Genomic DNA, 19,662 nt, shown 5'->3' on the forward strand with positions numbered 1-19,662 from the left:
AGGGCGCGCAGCGTTACAATCAGCGCATCGCCGCCAGCCCCACAGATTGAAAAATGAGCCGATTTCCGCCGAATTCAAGGCCTCCGCCACGCTTCGATCCCCGCAAGCCGCAGGCGCTGACGGAGGTGCTCGGGCGAACCAGCGAGTTTCTCGCATTGCGCGCCGGCGTTGAACAGGTGACGGCGCTGCAACGCGATCTGGTGGCGCTGCTGCCCGATTATCTTGGATCCAACGTGGAACCGGGTTTCATTAAAGATGGCGTATTGGCCCTTTTCGCCGGCCATAACGCGCTCGCCGCCCGCCTCCGGCATATCGAGCCGCGTCTTTTAGTGGATTTGCAGCAACGCGGCTGGGCGGTCAATGCGCTGAAGATTCGCGTCCGGCCGCAGGCGATGAAAGATGTCGTGCCGCCCAAACAAGCGCGCATGTCTGTCGCCGGGGCCGACGCGTTGCAAACACTCGCCGAAACGCTTGAGCCGTCGCCGCTTCAGGAAGCGCTCGCTAAAATGGCCGCGCGTCATCACGCGAAAACACAAAAAAAATGAGCGGCGCTCGAAAGCAGCCGCTCATTTCATTCTGACTTGCTAAATACCTTATGCGAACGCCGTTTGAGTATCGAAAGCGAAACCGCGCGGCGCCGCTTGCTTATCCTCGAACGTGACAATTTCATATGCGTCTTCGTGCGCCAGTAATTCACGCAACAACATGTTATTCAATGCGTGACCGCCTTTATACGCGGCATACGACGCCAGCAGAGGATGACCAATGACATACAAATCGCCAATCGCATCCAGCATCTTGTGCTTCACAAACTCGTCTTCGTAACGCAAACCGTCGTTATTCAGAATGCGGTATTCGTCCAGCACGATAGCGTTATCCATACTGCCGCCCCGTGCCAAGCCGAGTTCACGCATCATTTCCACTTCATGCGCAAAACCGAACGTCCGTGCGCGGGCAATATCCCGGACATAGGAGGTATTCGCAAAATCCACTTCAAGCGCCTGTCCGGTTTTATCGACAGCCGGATGGCGAAAATCAATGGTGAATTTCAGTTTGAAGCCGAAATACGGCTCAAGGCGTGCGAATTTATCGCCGTCGCGGATTTCAACCGGCTTCGTCACCTTGATAAATTTCTTTGCCGCGTTCTGCTCTTCAATACCCGCCGATTGAATCAGAAACACGAACGAAGCAGCGCTGCCATCCATAATCGGAATTTCTTCAGCTGTGACATCGACATACAGATTGTCGATACCCAGTCCCGCACATGCCGACATCAAATGTTCGATAGTCGAAACGCGCGCGCCGTCTTTTTGCAAGACCGAAGCCAGGCGCGTGTCGCCGATAGCCATGGCCGACACGGGAATGTCCACCGCCACAGGCAGGTCGATACGCGCAAAGACAATACCGGTATTGGCCGGCGCGGGCCGAAGCGTCAAATCCACCTTACGACCCGAATGCAGGCCGATGCCGACGGTTTTGACGATGGTTTTAATGGTTCGCTGCTTCAACATAATTTTTTTCGCTTCGATTGTGACTCTCGATTGAGAGAATCAATCGTGAATTTGTATTCAATAGCGCGAAGTATACTCCAATCGCCTCGCGTCGTCCCGGGAGGAGCCTTGCAACTTGTTTCTCCAGGTTACCGGGTAATGGCAGCACATCGGGTGCTGTGCCACGCGAAAGCGAGGAGGGTCGGGCCGATGACCGGAATGGAGGCATTCCCGGACATCGGCACCGCGTTACGGCTTTGTTGCGACTTTGTTGCGGCATATTTCAAGAGGCCGTCCAAACGTCATTTTATGTCGCACGAATGCAACATATCGTCTGGCTTAAGGCCCTGAAATGAGCGCGACATCAGCTCAACATTGCTTCAAACATCAGCCCAACGTCGCCAGTACGCTCTCAGCGCTACTAACTTCAAACTTGCCGGGTGCTTCGAGATTCAGCGTCTTGACCACGCTGTCCTCGACCACCATTGCGTAACGCTGGGAGCGAATTCCCATGCCACGCTCCGACAAATCCTGCTCCAGGCCGAGTGCTCGGGTAAAACGTGCGCTGCCGTCGGCGATCATCTTCACCTTGCCCGAGGTTTGAAGATCGCGTCCCCACGCGTTCATCACGAACGCGTCGTTGACGGAGACACACCAGATTTCATCGATACCCGCCGCAGCCAGCTTCTCTGCGTTGTCGATAAAACCTGGCACGTGCCTGGCGGAACAGGTGGGCGTGAACGCGCCCGGCAATCCGAAGATCACCACGCGCTTGCCCGCCGTCCGCTCGCGCACCGAGAAACCGTTCGGTCCCACGGCGCAGCCCTCCGTCGCCACATCGATAAATTCGAAGAGGCGTTCGTCGGGCAGCGTTTCACCTGTCTTGATCATGGATCGGCCTTTCACTGAGTCAGTGCTGGTCACGCCAGCGATTTGCATCTTGATTCATCACATCAGAAGCTCGTTCCGCCGCCGCTTAACGTATCGATCTCATCCCAATATAGACGATGATGAACGCAATCGAGGCGGTCACTCGGCCACAGTCCAGCGTCCAGAAGACGCGGCCTGAGAACGAGGCAGAACAATCGTCGCCTGAGACTTTTGCCAACGGGCGCTTAAATAAAACAACTAAAACCAGCCGCCCCGGCAAGCATCATCAGTCTGCCTGCTTGCGCAAGAACGCCGGAATGTCGTATGTGTCGACGCCCTTTTCCTGCAGCGCCTGCACGTGCGAAGCCGCTGTTTCACGCGTCTGACGCCACACAGCCGGCGCTTCCAGCGCGCCGTAATCCGTACCGTTCGATTGCTGCGGCGCGTAGCTGTGCTGTGCGTGCGCGAACGCTACGTTGTCCGTGCCTGTTTTCAGCAAGGTCATCGGAGCGGCTTGTTGCTTCTTCGCCGCACGGCCAAGGCCCGTTGCCACCACAGTCACGCGCAATGCATCGCCCATCGCGTCGTCATACACGGCGCCGAAGATCACGGTCGCGTCTTCTGCTGCATACGACTTGATCGTGTTCATCACTTCACGCGTTTCCGACAAGCGCAGCGAACGGCTCGACGTAATGTTCACCAGCACGCCACGTGCCCCTGAGAGGTCCACGCCTTCCAGCAGCGGACTTGCCACGGCTTGTTCAGCAGCCAGGCGCGCACGATCGACACCGGCGACCGTCGCCGTGCCCATCATTGCCTTGCCTTGCTCGCCCATCACCGTCTTCACGTCTTCGAAGTCGACGTTGACCAGCCCGTCGACGTTGATGATTTCCGCGATGCCGGCAACAGCGTTGTTCAACACGTCATCAGCGCACTGGAAGCACTTGTCCATCTCAGCGTCATCGCCCATCACCTCGAACAGCTTGTCGTTGAGAACGACGATCAGCGAGTCGACGTGATCCTCCAGTTGCTGCGATCCCGCTTCAGCCACGCGCATGCGGCGGCCGCCTTCAAACTCGAACGGCTTGCTGACCACACCTACGGTCAAAATACCCATTTCCTTGGCGATCTGAGCCACGACTGGCGCGGCTCCCGTACCCGTGCCGCCACCCATGCCTGCGGTGATGAACACCATGTGCGCGCCGCGCAATGCATCGGCAATACGCTCACGCGCATCTTCCGCTGCGGCCTTGCCCATGTCCGGCTTGGCGCCTGCTCCCAGACCCGTGTTGCCCAACTGGATCACCTGGGTGGCACGCGAACGCGCGAGCGCCTGCGCATCCGTATTCATCACGATGAAGTCCACGCCCTGGACCCCGCGGTTGATCATGTGCTGCACCGCGTTTCCGCCTGCACCACCAACACCAACGACCTTGATGATCGTTCCGTTGGTTTCCGTTTCCAGCATTTCGAAATCCATATTGCCTCCGTCAAGAATGAAAATCGGCGTTATTCGGCAAGAGATCGGGCAACCTCTTGTCGCGCGCCAGCCGCCGGCACCAGCGCGAATTCTTTGTGTTCAAAAATTTCCCAGGAACCAATCTTTCATGCGTCCCAAAACCTGTCCCATCGAGCCGGACTGCACAGCGACCTTTCGGCCGCGCATGCGTTGCGAACGGCCTTCGACGAGCAAACCCATCGCGGTGGAATAACGCGGATTGCGAACCACGTCCGCCAGACCGCCCGCATATTCGGGCACGCCGATACGCACCGGCTTCAGGAAGATGTCTTCGCCGAGTTCGACCATGCCGGGCATCATCGATGCGCCGCCGGTCAGCACCACGCCGCTGCTCAGCAATTCTTCGTAACCCGATTCGCGCACGACCTGCTGCACGAGCGAGAACAGTTCTTCAACGCGCGGTTCGACAACAGCGGCCAGCGCTTGACGTGACAATGTCCGCGGACCGCGCTCGCCGAGTCCCGGCACCTCGATCATTTCATCCGGATCAGCCAGCGCCTGTTTCGCGATCCCGTAGCTCACCTTGATATCTTCGGCATCGGGCGTTGGCGTACGCAAAGCCATGGCGACGTCGCTCGTGATCTGATCGCCGGCGATCGGAATCACCGCCGTATGACGGATCGCGCCTTCGCTGAAGATTGCGATGTCGGTCGTACCGCCACCGATATCCACCAGCACCACGCCGAGTTCCTTCTCATCTTCCGTCAGTACCGCCAGCGACGAAGCCAGCGGCTGCAAGATCAAGTCGTTCACTTCAAGCCCGCATCGACGCACACACTTCACGATGTTCTGCGCCGCGCTCACCGCGCCCGTCACGATATGCACCTTCACTTCCAGCCGGATGCCGCTCATGCCGATCGGCTCGCGCACATCTTCCTGCCCATCGATGATGAATTCCTGCGTCAGGATATGCAGCACCTGCTGATCGGTCGGGATGTTGATCGCCTTGGCCGTTTCGATCACGCGCGCCACGTCGGTCTGCGTGACTTCCTTGTCCTTGATAGCAACCATGCCGCTCGAATTGAAGCTGCGAATGTGGCTGCCGGCGATGCCGGTGAATACATTCGTGATCTTGCAATCGGCCATCAGTTCGGCTTCTTCGAGCGCGCGCTGGATCGACTGGACCGTGGCTTCAATATTCACCACCACGCCCTTCTTCAATCCCTTCGAGTCGCTTTGCCCGAGCCCGATCACCTCGTAGTGGCCTTCGCCTTTCAACTCGGCGACGATCGCCACCACCTTCGACGTCCCGATGTCGAGGGCGACCAGCAAGTCTTTGTAGTCTTTGCTCATAGGGTGCTCATTGCCTGTGATGTCTGCTTACTTCTTCGCTTTGTCGGTGTCGCTGATAAAGCGCATGCCGGCGGCCTTGATCGCAAAGCCGTTCGGATAGCGCAAATCCGCGTACTCGATGTCATTTCCCCACCGCCCCGTCACCGCCGACCACGCCGCCACGAACCGTCGGCTGCGATCAAACAACGTATCCTGATTGCGCTCGCGCCCCAATTCGATCTGCGTCCCGTTCGAAAGCTTCACTGTCCACGCATATCGCGGCGACAAGATGACTTCTTCCGGATGCGCGTCGAGCGGAGCGAACCACTTCGTGAAATCGTGATAGCGCGCCACCACTTCTTTCGCCGATCCATCCGGCCCTTCGAACGCGGGCAGGTCGTCATCGAGCTCGCCCTGGTTCGCCGTGAACAGATCGCCGTCCACACTCACCAGTTGATCCGTACCCCACGTGCCAAGCGGCTTGAATTCTTCAAGCGTGACCGCCAGCGCATTCGGCCACACGCGCCGCACGCTCGCGTGGCGTACCCACGGCATCTGTTCGAACGCGGTGCGTGCCGCGTCGAGATCGACAGTGAAGTAGTTGCCCTTCAAATGTCCCACCACGCTCGCGCGCACGGTCGGTGAATTGATGTGCAACGTGTCGCCGTCAATCTGGATCTCGCGCAGGCGGAACTCCGGCCGCTGGATCGCCCAGTAACCGGCGGCCGCCAGCAGCACGAACACGAGCAATACGTGCAGTGCGTTGGCCGTGAGGTTCAGTTGGCGAGCGTTATTCCACATGTCTTTTTACGTCTAATCCTGCAATGTCAACGACAACACCTTCACCACCAGGTCCTTGTAGCTAATCCCGACTGCACGCGCCGCTTTCGGTGGCAGCGAGTGGTCCGTCATGCCCGGCGCGGTGTTCACTTCCAGGAAGTACGGATTGCCGTCACCGTCCATCATGAAATCGGCGCGGCCCCAGTCGGTGCAGCCCAGCACATCGAACGCGCGGCGTGAGAGTACCTTCATGCGCGCTTCGTCGGCGGGCGTGAGGCCGCAGGGAATCGGGTACTGCGTGTCGTCGGCGATGTACTTCGCGTTGTAGTCGTAGAACTCGCCGGCCGGCACGATCTTGATGATCGGCAAATCCAGGTCGCCCGCGATACAGCACGTGTATTCACCGCCGCCTTCAATGCTTTTCTCGACCAAAACGATCTTGTCGAACTTCGCCGCTTCGATCAGCGCCGGCACCAGCGTTTCCGCGCTCTTCACCTTGATCACGGCAACGCTCGATCCTTCGCTCGCCGGTTTCACGAACAGCGGCAAACCAAGCTTCGGAATAATCTTCTGCGCCGCGGCTTCGTAGTCATCGCCGCGCATCACGACTTCGAACGGCGGCGTGGGCACGCCGGTTTGTTGCCAAACAAGCTTCGTGCGGAATTTATCAAGGCCGAGCGCCGAACCGAGCACACCGCTACCCGTGTACTTGATGCCGTAGAAATCGAGCGCGCCCTGCAACTGGCCGTTCTCGCCATACCCGCCATGCAACGCGATAAACACGCGCGCAAACCCTTCGGACTTCAACTCGGCCAGCGGCCGTTCCGCCGGATCGAACGGCTGCGCGTCGATGCCTGCATCGCGTAATCCCTGCAGCACGAGACGCCCCGAATTCAGCGATACCTCGCGCTCAGCCGTTTCCCCGCCAAGCAGCACGGCCACTTTGCCAAACACCTTGGGGTCGATTGCGTTGCTCGTCATTTCAAAACCTTCGAATCCTGAACTTGCGTCGTCAGCCGAGCGCATACGCCGCCGATAGAACCGGCGCCCATCGTGATCACCACGTCGCCATTGCGTGCCAGCGTGGCAATCGCGTCCGGCATCTCATCCACCGTTTCGACAAACACCGGCTCCACTTTTCCCGCCACACGAATCGCACGCGCTAACGCGCGGCCATCGGCGGCGACGATCGGCGCTTCGCCTGCCGCGTAGACGTCGGTGAGCACGAGGGCGTCGACGGTCGATAACACCCGCACGAAGTCTTCGAAGCAATCGCGCGTGCGCGTGTATCGATGCGGCTGGAACGCCAGCACGAGACGACGGCCAGGAAATGCGCCGCGCGCCGCCGCGACCGTCGCGGCCATTTCGACCGGGTGATGACCGTAGTCGTCAATCAGCGTGTAGGCGCCGCCTTCGGACGCTTTCACGTTCACTTCGCCGTAGCGCTGAAAACGCCGGCCTACGCCGGTAAATTCCTGGAGTGCCCTCTGGATATCGGCATCGGAGACTTCAAGTTCAGTCGCAATCGCAATAGCAGCCAGCGCGTTCTGCACGTTGTGCGTGCCCGGCAGATTCAACACGATGTCCAACGGCGTCGCGTCTTCACGCAACGTCGTGAAATGCATCTTGCCGTCCCGCGCTTCCACGTTCACCGCGCGCACTTGCGCTTCGGCGCCGAGGCCGTATCGGATGATCGGCTTCGATACGAACGGCAAAATTTCGCGCACGTTCGGATCGTCCACGCACAGCACCGCAATGCCGTAGAACGGCAGCCGATGCGTGAATTCGATAAACGCCTGCTTCAGCCGCGCGAAGTCATGGCCGTAGGTGTCCATGTGATCGGCATCGATGTTCGTGATGACTTCGATCACCGGGAACAGGTTCAGGAACGACGCATCCGATTCATCGGCTTCAGCCACGATGAAATCGCCCGTCCCCAGTCGCGCATTCGCGCCCGCGCTGATCAAACGACCGCCGATCACGAAAGTTGGATCAAGCCCGCCCGCGGCCAGCACGCTTGCCACCAGCGACGTGGTCGTGGTCTTGCCGTGCGTGCCGGCAATCGCGATGCCCTGCTTCAGGCGCATCAGCTCCGCGAGCATCACGGCGCGCGGCACGATCGGAATCCGGCGATGGCGCGCGGCCAGCACTTCGGGGTTATCGGAGCGCACGGCGGTGGACACGACCACGGCATTCGCGCCGTCGATGTTCTCTTCCCGATGCCCGATCGCCACGCGAGCACCCAGCGTGGAGAGGCGATCGGTCACGCCGTTGCTCGTCAGATCCGAGCCGCTGACCTGATAGCCAAGGTTGAGCAACACCTCCGCAATGCCGCTCATCCCCGCGCCGCCGATGCCGACAAAGTGAATGTGTTTGACGATATGTTTCATGGCTGGATTTCCTTCGGCGCTTGTATCAGCGCGCTCAAGCCGGCTACATCGGCGCAGACCCGGCCGACGCGTTCAGCCGCGTCGGGTTTCGCCAGGGCGCGACCTTTCACGGCCATCGAGGCCAGCGTCTCGCGAGTCTGTTCACGCAACCAGCCAGCGAGCTTTTCCGCCGACAAATCGCGCTGTTGTATTAAGTGGGCCGCGCCCGCATTAGCGAGGAACGCGGCGTTGGTGGTCTGGTGGTCATCGACGGCGAAGGGGAACGGCACGAACAACGCCGCCACGCCAACGGCCGCGATCTCCGATACGGTCATCGCGCCCGAGCGGCAGATCACGAGATCCGCTGCGGCATAGGCGCTCGCCATATCGTCGATAAACGGCACCAGTTGAACATCGTCATCCGCCGATAAACCCGCTGCCGCATAGTTCGCTTTCAACGCATCAATATGCTTCGCGCCCGCCTGATGCACGACGCGCGGACGCATCGCGGGGTCGAGCAATGCGAGCGCGTTCGGTACGGTTTCATTCAAAGCGGCTGCACCCAGACTCCCCCCGACGACCAGAACGTTAAGACGCGCATCAGCAGCTACATTCCGCGCGGCGTAGCGTTCTTTGGGTGGCAATGCTTCGCTAAGTTCCGCACGAATTGGATTTCCGGTCCATTCAGCATTCGGCAGCGCATTCGGGAACGCGACCAGCACGCGTTTGGCCACATGCGCGAGGACCTTGTTCGCCAGTCCCGCGATTGAATTCTGTTCGTGGAGCACGAGCGGCGTGCCGCTCAGCTTCGACATCAAACCCGCCGGAAACGTGATGTATCCGCCCATGCCGAGCACCACATCCGGCTTCACCTTACGCAGCGCGTGCAGACTTTGCGAGCATGCGCGCAGCAAGTTCACCGGCAGCATCAGCTTCGTCTTGATGCCCTTGCCCCGCACACCTCCGAAGCGCACGTACTCCATCGCGATACCGTGCTTCGGCACAAGCGTCGCTTCTATGCCCGACGCATTGCCGAGCCACACGACACGCCAGCCGCGCGCCTGCATCCAGTGAGCGACCGCGAGCCCCGGGAATACGTGTCCCCCGGTGCCGCCGGCCATCACCATCAGCGTGCCTGCGCGCGGCGACGTCGAAACCGTCATACCTTGCCTCCGCGCATGAGCACCCGGTTTTCGTAGTCCACGCGCATGAGTACCGCCAGTGCGACGCAATTCAGCAAGATGCCCGAACCGCCATAGCTCACCAGTGGCAACGTCAAGCCTTTGGTCGGCAAGAGACCGAGGTTCACGCCCATATTGATGAAGGTCTGCGCGCCAAACCAGAGGCCAATACCCTTTGCCATCAAACCGGCAAAAGTGCGATCGAGCGCGAGCGCCTGACGGCCGATTTCGAACGCGCGCCGCACGATCCAGTAGAACAGCAGGATCACGATCAGCACGCCCACGAACCCGAGTTCCTCGCCGATCACCGCGAGGATAAAGTCGGTGTGCGCTTCCGGCAGATAGTTGAGCTTCTCGACACTGCCGCCCAATCCCACGCCGAACCATTCGCCGCGACCGAACGCGATCAGCGAGTGCGTCAACTGGTATGCCTTGCCTTGTGCATAGCGGTCGTCCCACGGATCGAGGTAAGCGAAGATCCGTTCACGACGCCACGGCGATGCCCACACCAGCAACGCGAATGTGCCAACGGCCGTTGCAACCAGGCCGCCGAACAGCTTGGCGTTCACGCCGCCGAGGAACAGCACGCCCATCGCGATGACCGCGATCACCATGAACGCGCCCATGTCCGGCTCGAGCAGCAGCAGCGCGCCGACGAAACCGACGGCAACAGCCATCGGCAAAAAGCCACGGCCGATGCTGTTCATGAACTCCTGCTTGCGCACCGTGTAGTTGGCCGCGTAGATGGTCACGGCGAGCTTCATGATTTCCGACGGCTGCATATTCGTGATGCCGAGCGGTATCCATCGACGCGCCCCGTTCACACCCTTGCCGATGTGCGGAATCAGCACGATCACCAGCAGGAACAGCGAGAACAGGAAGAACTTCGCCGCGTACTTGTCCCACGTGGACACCGGAATCTTGAACGCGATAATCGAGGCCACGACGGCCGTTGCTATCGACACAAGATGGCGCACCAGGAAGAAATAGTCGTGGTACTGCGCATATTTCGGCGAATCCGGCATGGCGATGGAAGCTGAATACACCATCACGATACCGAGCCCGAGCAACGCGATCGTCACCCACAGCAGCGAGTAGTCATAGTCGAGCATGCGCGAACGGATAGGCGTCACGCCGTTGACCGCGCTCGAAATGCCACTCGTGCGTTCGGCCACGCGCGCACCGAGGCCGCCAAGCCCACCCGCGCCGCCCGTGCGGTCCGTACGCGAGGTGCGGCCGCCGAGCGTGGCGCTGTCGTTGGCAACGGCGTTGCGTTGACCGGTCAGTTTCGAGCCAAAACGTTCGGACCAGCTCATAGCATCACTCCCCGATCTGCCGCAATGTCGGCCACCGCTTGCCGGAATACGTCCGCCCGATGTCCGTAGTTTTTAAACATGTCGAAGCTGGCGCACGCGGGCGACAGCAATACCGCGTCGCCAGGCTGGGCCAGAAGCGCTGCGGCCTGCGTGGCGGCTTCGAGCGTTGCGTGGTCGTGCATCGGTACGTCCGTGTCCGCCAGCGCCTCACGAATGCGCGGGGCATCGCGGCCAATCAGCATCACGGCCCGGCACCAACGCGCGACGGGCGCTGCGAGCGGCGAAAAATCCTGGCCCTTGCCGTCACCGCCAGCGATCAGCAGCGTCTTTTGCGCCAGGCCATCGAGCGCCGCGACGGTCGCGCCGACGTTCGTGCCTTTGCTGTCATCGACGAAATCAATGCCTTCTATTTGCGCGATCACTTCCACGCGATGCGGCTCGCCCTGGTATTCACGCAAGCCATGCAACAGCGAAGCAAGCGGCAAATCGATCGCCCTTGCAAGCGCCAAACCAGCCAGCGCATTCGCTGCGTTATGCAAACCGCGAACGCGCAGCGCATCGACGGGCATCAGGCGTTTCGAATACACATTCGGCTCAGCGGCGACATCGCTTTTACGCCGGCGCGTGGGCGCGGGTTCATCGCTAAGGTCGCGGTCGTTGCCTTGCGCCAGCCACGCGATACCGTTCTCGCGCAGCAGGCCGTAATCGCCGAGACGCTTCGGCTCGTTCAGGCCGAACGTGACCACCAGCGCGGGATTTCCCGATCCCAGCGCCATCGTCCGAGCGTCATCGCGATTCAACACGCGCACGGTCTTTTCACCAAAGATGCGGCCCTTTGCTGCAGCGTAAGCGTCAAGGCCGCCGTGCCAGTCCAGATGATCCTGCGTGATATTCAGCACAGCAGCAGCGTCCGGCGCGAACGAGTGTGCCGTCTCAAGCTGAAAACTCGACAACTCCAGCACCCAGACATCGGGCAGCGCAGTGTTGTCGATTGCTTCACTCAACTTGTCCAGCATCGCCGGGCTGATGTTTCCCGCCACCGCCACGGTCTTGCCGGCACGTTCACACAACAGCCCAGTCAGCGCGGTCGTCGTGGTCTTGCCGTTGGTGCCCGTAATGGCGATCACCTTCGGCGCATAGCCGTTCGCGCCAAGCGACTTCAACGCTTGCGCGAACAATTCCAGCTCGCCCCACACAGGGACGCCGCGTTCCCGCGCGGCGTCGAGGAGCGGCCTCAAATCATCAGCCAGAGGCGACAGTCCCGGGCTGATTGCAACAATTTCGATACCGCCATCGAGCAGCGCCGGCGTGAATTCACCGCCGACAAACTCCGCATCGATGCCATGCACAGCGAGCTCCGACAGGTTCGGCGGCGTGGCGCGGGTATCGGCCACGCGCAGACGGCACCCGTGACGCGCGCACCAACGCGTCATCGCGAGGCCGGATTCACCGAGCCCCAGCACAAGCACCATCGGACTTTGCCGATCGAAGAACTTCTCGCCAAACATCGCTTTACCTTTTTCCTGGCCAACTAAAAATCAACGCAACTTCAGCGTCGACAAACCGAACAGACACAACATCAGCGTGATGATCCAGAAGCGCACGACCACCTGCGTTTCCTTCCATCCCGACAACTCGAAATGGTGATGCAGCGGCGCCATCTTGAAGATGCGCCGCCCTTCGCCGAAGCGTTTTTTCGTGTACTTGAAATAGCTCACCTGCATCATCACGGACACCGTTTCCGCGACGAACACGCCGCCCATGATGAACAACACGACTTCCTGCCGCACGATCACGGCGATGGTCCCGAGCGCGCCGCCTAGCGCGAGTGCGCCGACATCGCCCATGAAGACTTGCGCGGGGTGCGTGTTGTACCAGAGAAACGCGAGCCCCGCGCCCCCCATTGCAGAACAAAAGATCAATAACTCGCCGGCCCCGGGAATGTGCGGGAACAACAAGTACTTCGAGTACACCGAGCTACCCATCACATAAGCAAACGCGCCCAGCGATGCGCCCACCAGCACGACCGGCATGATGACGAGACCGTCGAGGCCATCGGTGAGATTCACCGCGTTGCTCGAACCGACGATCACCAGATACGTCATCGCGATGAAACCCCACGTGCCGAGCGGATAGCTGATCGATTTGAGGAACGGCAGCATCAAGTCCGCACGCGCGGGCAAACCCATCGACAGACCGCTTCGCACCCACGCCATGAACAGATCGAACACGCGCGCGTTGTTCGCCTCCGACACGCTGAACGCGAGATACACGGCGGCGAACAAACCGATCACCGATTGCCAGAAATACTTTTCCCGCGACGACATTCCGCGCGGGTCTTTATGCACGACCTTGCGGTAGTCATCGACCCAGCCGATCACGCCGTAACCGAACGTGACGAGCATCACGATCCACACGAAGCGATTGGTCAGGTCAGCCCAGAGCAAGGTGGAAAACGCGATGCCCAACAGGATCAGCACGCCACCCATGGTCGGCGTGCCGGACTTCACCAAATGCGTTTGCGGGCCGTTCGTACGCACGGCCTGACCGACCTTCAACGACGTCAATTTTCTAATCACCCACGGACCGCAAACGAGGCCGACGAACAACGCCGTGATCGTCGCGCCGACTGCGCGGAACGTGAGGTAGGTAAACACGCGCAGAAAACTGGCGTCATTCTGAAGCCATTGCGCGAGTGCGAGTAGCATGCTGGTCCTTCTTCTTCAGTGCGCAGCGGGCGTTTTGCCCGCTGCGGGTTGGTGTGGACTCGTCACGGCGTCCACCACGCGTTCCATCTGCATGAAGCGCGAGCCTTTCACGAGAAACGTGGCGTCGGGTCCGAAGCCGGCGCCGGTGAGTGCCGCAATGAGCGAGGTGATATCGGTGAAATGCTGTCCTGTCGGGCCGAACGCTTTGCTTGAATCGATGCTGGCGTCGCCAAGTGCATAAAGCACATCGATACCCCGTTGCGCCGCGTAAGCACCCACCTCGCGATGAAACGCCGGGCCCTGGTCGCCGACTTCGCCCATGTCGCCCATCACCAGCACGCGCGGTGACGGTTGCGACGCGAGCACGTCGATAGCCGCGCGCATGGAGTCGGGATTCGAGTTGTACGTATCGTCGATAACAGTCGCGCCTTCGATCGGCTTGAGCACCGCGTGCTTCACTTGCAGGCGGCCCTTTACCGGTTTAAAAGCTTCGAGCCCGCGCTTGACGGCATCGAGTGAAACGCTCGCGGCAATAGCGGCAGCCGTAGCCGCCAACGCGTTGCGCGCGTTGTGTTCGCCCAGTACTTGCAACGCGACTTCGAGCGAGCCTTGCGGCGTGCTGATCTCAAGCGTCGCGCCAACCAGCTTGCCGGTCACCGCCGCTTCGCTTTGCGACGCGTCCGTATGCAACGCGAAATCCAGAATCGGATTGCCCGTCGCGGCGACGCGCCAGATGCTGGCGTATTTATCGTCGGCGGGGAAAACAGCCGTGCCGTTGGCGGCCAGCGCGTGAATCACCGACGCATGTTCCAGCGCGACCGCTTCCACCGTCGCCATGAATTCCTGATGCTCGCGTTGCGCGTTGTTGACGACCGCGACCGTCGGCGCGGCGATCTTGCCGAGCGTTTCAGTTTCGCCCGGATGATTCATGCCGAGTTCGATGACCGCCAGCTTGTGCGTCTCGTTCAGGCGAAACAACGTCAACGGCAAGCCGATGTCGTTATTGAAATTGCCCGCCGTCGCGAGCCGCGCGCTTTCGCCCACGGCCGCCGCGAGGATCGACGCGATCATTTCTTTGACCGTAGTCTTGCCATTGCTGCCGGTGACTGCAATCAGCGGAATCGTAAAGCGCTTGCGCCAGCCGTGGGCCAATGCGCCGAGCGCCACGCGTGTGTCCTTGACCTTGATCGCGGGCACAGTGAAATTGGCCGGCGCGTGCGTGATCAACGCCGCCGCAATGCCGCGCTGCGCCACTTGCGGCAGGAACGTGTGGGCATCGAAACGATCGCCCTTGATCGCGATGAACAGATCACCCGGACCCGCCGTGCGGCTATCGGTTGATACCCGGTCGAACGCGACGTTTTCATCGCCGATAACGATCGCACCCGGAATCTGCAACGCGGCGTCGCGTAGTGTGAAGAGCGTCATTCGCCACCTCCGCGTGCTTGCGTGGCGCGAGCGGCAAGCGCCAGACGTGCGTGATCCTGATCGGAGAAAACGCGCTTTTTTCCCATGATTTCCTGCGTGGCTTCGTGACCCTTGCCGGCCAGCACGACCACGTCCTCGCGCGCCGCCATGCGGATCGCCTGGAGAATCGCGCTCGCGCGGTCTTCTATGCGGCGCGCTTTCGACGCGTCCTGAAAGCCCGCCGCAACCTGATCGATGATCGCAAGCGGATCTTCGCCGCGGGGGTTGTCGCTGGTAATCACGACGTGATCCGCATTCTTCTCGGCAATGGCGCCCATCAGCGGACGCTTGGTCGCGTCACGATCGCCGCCGCAACCGAACATGCAGATCAGTTGACCGCCTCGCGCTTCGGCGATTGGCCGCAGCGCTGCCAGCGTTTTCTCGAGGGCGTCCGGCGTATGCGCATAGTCGATCACCACCAGCGGCTCATCGTTCTGCAAACGGCCACCGAGACGTTGCATCCGTCCATTCACCGGCTCGAGTTTCGCGATCTGCGCAAGCGCGGCGTCGAGCGGAATCTGCGCCGCCAGCAACGCACCCAGCACGCCGAGCAGGTTGCTCACATTGAACTCGCCGAGCGTCGCCACTTCCACGTCCGCGTCGCCCCAGTCGGAACTCAGGTGGAACGCTGTGCCCTTCGTGGTTGCGCGCACGCGGCTGGCAAGCAGCAACGCGTCGGCTTTGACTTCGGCTCCGGCGCCGTTTTCGATGCCGTACGCAATCGTTCGCGTCCTGCCGTGACACGATGCAATCAAACGCTGACCAGCCGGATCGTCGCGATTGATGACAGCGGCTTTCAAAGCCGGCCACGCGAACAGCTTCGCCTTCGCCGCTTCGTACGCGGCGAACGTGCCGTGATAGTCCAGATGATCCTGCGTGAGATTCGTGAAGATCGCGATGTCGAACTTCGTGCCATTCACGCGGCCCTGATGCAGCGCATGCGACGACACTTCCATGGCCACGGCCTTCGCGCCGCCGGTCTTGAATTGGGCAAACGTGCGTTGCAGTTGTGGCGCGTCCGGCGTCGTGAAACCTGAATGCACGAGCTTGCCCGGCATGCCGCTGCCGAGCGTACCGACCACCGCACACGGCTTGCCCAACGCCGACAGCGCCGTTGCCAGCCAATGGCTGCACGACGTCTTGCCGTTCGTGCCGGTTACGCCCGCGACCAGCATGGAATCGGTGGGGTCGCCGTACCACCCCGATGCAATCGGCCCGGCCAGTTCATTCAGCGCCTTGACCGCGAATGCACGCGACGCGTCCGGCTTGCCGGTGAAATTCTCCGGCTGATACAGCACGGCAGCGGCGCCCTTTTCGAATGCAGTATCAATAAAAGGACGGCTATCCGCGCCATCCACGGCGTAGGCAAAAAACACGTCACCGGGTTTCAGCGAACGCGAGTCGGCATGCAATTGCGCGCCGGCGTCCACGTGCGCCCGCAACCACTCAACCGCTTTCGCGATCTGCGCCTGCTGCTTGACCAAATCCAGGCCGCTCATCGGACGACTCCCGGGTGATTCTTCGAGTTCGTCGATACCTTCAGCTTCTTCGGCGGATTCGTGTTCGTATTCGTCCCGTCCGGCTTCTTGATGTCGGTGGCGGGCGTGCTGGAGGCGGGGTCATCGGACACCACCATCTGCTTCACCGCCATGTCCGGCGGTACGTTCAACGAACGCAGCGTGTCCCCGACGATTGCCGAGAACACCGGCCCCGACACCTGGCCGCCAAAGTGGCTGCCGGCCGTCGGTTCATCGACCGAAACCGCCACCACGATGCGCGGATCAGGCATGGGTCCCATGCCGACAAACGATGCGCGATACCGAGATTTATCGTAGCCACGTCCTGCGTGCTTGTACGCCGTACCCGACTTACCCCCCACGCGATACCCCGGCACGGCCGCATCCGGCGACGTGCCGCCCTTCGCCGTCACCATTTCGAGCATGGCGCGCACTTCACGCGCGGTGGTCGGCGCAAACACTTGCGGCCCCGTCACGGGCGCGTCGCCCGGCGTCCGGAAAATGGATACCGGCAGCACTTGCCCGTCATGCGCGATGGCCGTGTACGCGCGCGCCAACTGGAACAGCGACGCCGACAGGCCATAGCCATACGACATGGTCGCCTGTTCGATCCGGCGCCAGCTTTTCCAGGGCCGCAGCCGGCCCGACACCGCGCCCGGGAAGCCCACTTTCGGCGCCTGCCCGAGCCCGATGCTCGTATACATGTTCCACATCTCTTCAGGCTTCAACTGCATCGCGATCTTGGTCGCGCCAATGTTGCTCGACTTCTGGATCACGCCGCCCACGGTCAGCACGCCGAACCCCGAGTCGTCGGTAATTCGCGCGCCGTCGAGCACGAACGAACCGTTGCCGGTATCCACCAGCGTATTCGGCGTGACCCGATGCAGATCGAGCGCCAGCGAAATGGTGAACGGCTTCATGATCGAGCCCGGCTCGAACGTGTCCGTCATGATCCGGTTACGCAATTGCTCGCCGGTCATGCGCGAGCGGTCGTTCGGGTTATAGGTTGGATAATTGACAAGCGCGAGCACCTCGCCCGTCTTCACGTCGATCACGATCGCCGCACCCGCCTTCGCCTTGAACTTCTCCACGGCGGCTTTCAGGTTCGTGTACGCGATGTACTGGATCTTGCTGTCAATGGACAACTCCACGTCCTCGCCGTCATGCGGCACGACTTGCTCGTCCACATCCTCGACGATGTGCCCCATCCGGTCCTTGATCACCCGACGCATGCCCGGCGTACCGGCGAGAATGCCCTGATCGCCCAGTTCGACGCCTTCCTGACCCTTGTCTTCAATATTAGTAAAGCCGATCAGATGTGCCGTGATCTCGCCTTCCGGATAAAAGCGCTTGTATTCACCACGCGAATAAATCCCGGGGATGTCCAGCGCCGTAACTTTCTGCGCGACCTCGATCGACACCTGGCGCTTCACATAGACAAAGGTCTTGTCCATGGAGAGCTTCGCGCGCAATTCCTTCGGCGACATATCGAGCAGCGTGGCGAGCTCGCCGAGCTTGTCGGCGCCGAGATCGTCGGGAACGGCTTCGGGGATTGCCCAGATCGCCTTCACCGGCAGGCTGGTCGCGAGCACGAGGCCGTTGCGGTCCTTGATCTGGCCGCGCGTGGCCGGCATTTCGAGCGTGCGCTGATAGCGGCTTTCACCCTGCTTCTTGAAGAACGCGTTGCCCGGACCCTGGATCCAGAACGCACGCCCCGCGAGCGCGACGAACGCCATGAACAGCATGAACACGACGAGCTTCGAGCGCCACATGGGGAGGCGCACCGAGAGGATGGGATTGGGCGTGAAGGCGACGCCCTTGTTTTTCTTTGGCGACGGTTTCATCGTTTCACCCCGCGTGCGGGAGGAGCCGACGCCGGAACGGGCGCAGGCAACGGCGCGTCCGTGGCCTTCGACGTCGCCGGGTCATAGTTCAGATATTGCGTGCGGCCCGTGGTGACGGGCAGCATTTTCAGGGACGTAGTAGCCAACTGCTCGATGCGCGAAGTTTTCGACAACGCGCTCTGCTGATATTGAAGCTGCGAAAAATCCTGCTGCAACTGGCGCTCTTCCGACTGCGCCCGCTGCACATTGATAAAAATCTGCCTTTGCTTGTTCGAGGCGTTCACCGCGGACAGCGCGCAACCGAGCACAACGATCAGCAGGAAGATGTTGAGACGGTTCATGGCGCCGCCTGCCCGCTAGGCTGCTCAGTAATACGTTCGGCAATCCGCATGACAGCGGAGCGCGCGCGCGGGTTCGCCGCGACTTCCGCGTCAGACGCAAACACACGGCCAATCAGCTTGAGTGGCGGACTGGGGAGGTCGACGGCACGAATCGGCAGGCGGCGGTCGATCACAGGCCCGCTTGCGTGGGCCTGCATGAAACGTTTGACGATCCGGTCCTCGAGCGAATGAAAGCTGATCACGACGAGGCGCCCCCCTTGCTCCAACAACGCCAATGCTGCGTCCAGAACTACTTGCAGCTCCGCAAGCTCTTGATTGATGTGAATCCGTATAGCCTGAAAGGTGCGGGTTGCCGGATCCTTACCCTTCTCACGGGTTTTGACGACATGACCCACGATTTGGGCAAGCTCGCCCGTGGTGACGAGAGGCCCAAGACGGTCGGACTCTGCCCGGCGAGCAACAAGCGCCTTTGCAATCTGAAAAGCAAACCGTTCTTCCCCATAATCTTTAATCACCTCCGTCAGTTCCTGCACCGTTGCCCGTGCCAGCCATTCCGCGGCGGATTCGCCACGGCTCGGGTCCATCCGCATGTCGAGCGGGCCGTCGGCCCTGAAACTGAAGCCGCGATCCGGATCGTCCACTTGCGGCGACGACACCCCCAGATCCAGCAACACGCCCGACACTTTCCCTACTCCTCGCTCGGCAGCGGCATCGGCTAACGAGGCGAAACTCTCATGCACAATGGAAAATCTTGAATCCTGAATCTGCGCCGCTGTAGCAATAGCCAACGGGTCTTTGTCGAAGGCAATGAGCCGGCCGCCTTCCGCCAGCTTCGTCAGGATCAGACGGCTATGGCCGCCCCGTCCAAACGTTCCATCTATATAAGTACCGTCAACACGCGTGACGAGCCCATCTACCGCCTCATCCAGCAGCACCGTGCGATGCTGCAATTCATTTTTCATCGCAGGGGCCATGTTCTTTAGCGCCG

At 60.9% G+C, this 19,662-nt stretch carries 17 protein-coding genes; 1 reads left to right on the forward strand and 16 read right to left on the reverse strand.

Features of this window, described 5'->3' with window-relative positions:
- Nucleotides 1–53: 53 nt before the first annotated feature.
- Complete coding sequence (locus ACSQ36_RS16880) at nucleotides 54–545, forward strand: DciA family protein (RefSeq protein ID WP_436182775.1); 492 nt, start codon at nucleotides 54–56, stop codon at nucleotides 543–545.
- Nucleotides 546–593: 48 nt separating this feature from the next.
- Here ACSQ36_RS16880 and lpxC read toward each other — a convergent pair whose 3' ends face one another.
- From lpxC to rsmH, 16 genes are all read right to left on the reverse strand, one after another.
- The gene (gene lpxC, locus ACSQ36_RS16885) at nucleotides 594–1,511 is read right to left on the reverse strand and encodes a UDP-3-O-acyl-N-acetylglucosamine deacetylase (protein WP_213767325.1); all 918 of its coding nucleotides are present in this window, start codon (nucleotides 1,509–1,511) and stop codon (nucleotides 594–596) included.
- A 366-nt stretch (nucleotides 1,512–1,877) separates the two neighbouring features.
- Complete coding sequence (locus ACSQ36_RS16890; protein ID WP_165092595.1) at nucleotides 1,878–2,381, reverse strand: peroxiredoxin; 504 nt, start codon at nucleotides 2,379–2,381, stop codon at nucleotides 1,878–1,880.
- 265 nt (nucleotides 2,382–2,646) lie between these two features.
- On the reverse strand, nucleotides 2,647–3,840 hold the full coding sequence (gene ftsZ / locus ACSQ36_RS16895) for a cell division protein FtsZ (RefSeq protein WP_213767326.1): 1,194 nt from the start codon (nucleotides 3,838–3,840) through the stop codon (nucleotides 2,647–2,649).
- Between the two features lie 99 nt (nucleotides 3,841–3,939).
- The gene (ftsA, locus tag ACSQ36_RS16900; protein ID WP_031360698.1) at nucleotides 3,940–5,172 is read right to left on the reverse strand and encodes a cell division protein FtsA; all 1,233 of its coding nucleotides are present in this window, start codon (nucleotides 5,170–5,172) and stop codon (nucleotides 3,940–3,942) included.
- A gap of 27 nt (nucleotides 5,173–5,199) precedes the next feature.
- Complete coding sequence (locus ACSQ36_RS16905) at nucleotides 5,200–5,952, reverse strand: cell division protein FtsQ/DivIB (RefSeq protein ID WP_213767327.1); 753 nt, start codon at nucleotides 5,950–5,952, stop codon at nucleotides 5,200–5,202.
- 12 nt (nucleotides 5,953–5,964) lie between these two features.
- Nucleotides 5,965–6,912 carry a D-alanine--D-alanine ligase gene (locus ACSQ36_RS16910; protein ID WP_436182776.1) on the reverse strand — a complete coding sequence of 316 codons (948 nt, stop codon included), beginning with the start codon at nucleotides 6,910–6,912 and terminating at the stop codon, nucleotides 5,965–5,967.
- The gene (gene murC / locus ACSQ36_RS16915) at nucleotides 6,909–8,321 is read right to left on the reverse strand and encodes a UDP-N-acetylmuramate--L-alanine ligase (protein ID WP_436182777.1); all 1,413 of its coding nucleotides are present in this window, start codon (nucleotides 8,319–8,321) and stop codon (nucleotides 6,909–6,911) included. Before murC ends, ACSQ36_RS16910 begins: the two co-directional genes overlap by 4 nt.
- On the reverse strand, nucleotides 8,318–9,463 hold the full coding sequence (gene murG / locus ACSQ36_RS16920; protein ID WP_436182778.1) for an undecaprenyldiphospho-muramoylpentapeptide beta-N-acetylglucosaminyltransferase: 1,146 nt from the start codon (nucleotides 9,461–9,463) through the stop codon (nucleotides 8,318–8,320). The genes murC and murG overlap by 4 nt, the downstream gene beginning before the upstream one ends.
- Complete coding sequence (ftsW, locus tag ACSQ36_RS16925; protein ID WP_213767331.1) at nucleotides 9,460–10,797, reverse strand: putative lipid II flippase FtsW; 1,338 nt, start codon at nucleotides 10,795–10,797, stop codon at nucleotides 9,460–9,462. The genes murG and ftsW overlap by 4 nt, the downstream gene beginning before the upstream one ends.
- Nucleotides 10,794–12,305: a UDP-N-acetylmuramoyl-L-alanine--D-glutamate ligase gene (gene murD, locus ACSQ36_RS16930; RefSeq protein WP_436182779.1), complete on the reverse strand. Its 1,512-nt coding sequence runs from the start codon at nucleotides 12,303–12,305 to the stop codon at nucleotides 10,794–10,796. Before murD ends, ftsW begins: the two co-directional genes overlap by 4 nt.
- 30 nt (nucleotides 12,306–12,335) lie before the next feature.
- Nucleotides 12,336–13,505 (reverse strand): phospho-N-acetylmuramoyl-pentapeptide-transferase, encoded by a 1,170-nt coding sequence (gene mraY / locus ACSQ36_RS16935; protein WP_089162472.1) that lies wholly within the window; start codon nucleotides 13,503–13,505, stop codon nucleotides 12,336–12,338.
- A 15-nt stretch (nucleotides 13,506–13,520) separates the two neighbouring features.
- On the reverse strand, nucleotides 13,521–14,933 hold the full coding sequence (locus tag ACSQ36_RS16940) for a UDP-N-acetylmuramoyl-tripeptide--D-alanyl-D-alanine ligase (RefSeq protein ID WP_436182780.1): 1,413 nt from the start codon (nucleotides 14,931–14,933) through the stop codon (nucleotides 13,521–13,523).
- Nucleotides 14,930–16,471 (reverse strand): UDP-N-acetylmuramoyl-L-alanyl-D-glutamate--2,6-diaminopimelate ligase, encoded by a 1,542-nt coding sequence (locus ACSQ36_RS16945; RefSeq protein ID WP_436182781.1) that lies wholly within the window; start codon nucleotides 16,469–16,471, stop codon nucleotides 14,930–14,932. The genes ACSQ36_RS16940 and ACSQ36_RS16945 overlap by 4 nt, the downstream gene beginning before the upstream one ends.
- Nucleotides 16,468–18,333 (reverse strand): peptidoglycan D,D-transpeptidase FtsI family protein, encoded by a 1,866-nt coding sequence (locus tag ACSQ36_RS16950; RefSeq protein WP_213767335.1) that lies wholly within the window; start codon nucleotides 18,331–18,333, stop codon nucleotides 16,468–16,470. The genes ACSQ36_RS16945 and ACSQ36_RS16950 overlap by 4 nt, the downstream gene beginning before the upstream one ends.
- Nucleotides 18,330–18,674 carry a cell division protein FtsL gene (ftsL, locus tag ACSQ36_RS16955; RefSeq protein ID WP_213767336.1) on the reverse strand — a complete coding sequence of 115 codons (345 nt, stop codon included), beginning with the start codon at nucleotides 18,672–18,674 and terminating at the stop codon, nucleotides 18,330–18,332. Before ftsL ends, ACSQ36_RS16950 begins: the two co-directional genes overlap by 4 nt.
- On the reverse strand, nucleotides 18,671–19,636 hold the full coding sequence (gene rsmH / locus ACSQ36_RS16960; RefSeq protein ID WP_436182782.1) for a 16S rRNA (cytosine(1402)-N(4))-methyltransferase RsmH: 966 nt from the start codon (nucleotides 19,634–19,636) through the stop codon (nucleotides 18,671–18,673). The genes ftsL and rsmH overlap by 4 nt, the downstream gene beginning before the upstream one ends.
- Nucleotides 19,637–19,662 lie beyond the last annotated feature (26 nt).

The sequence above is a fragment of the Caballeronia sp. LjRoot34 genome, assembly GCF_964253815.1.
Taxonomy (GTDB): domain Bacteria; phylum Pseudomonadota; class Gammaproteobacteria; order Burkholderiales; family Burkholderiaceae; genus Caballeronia.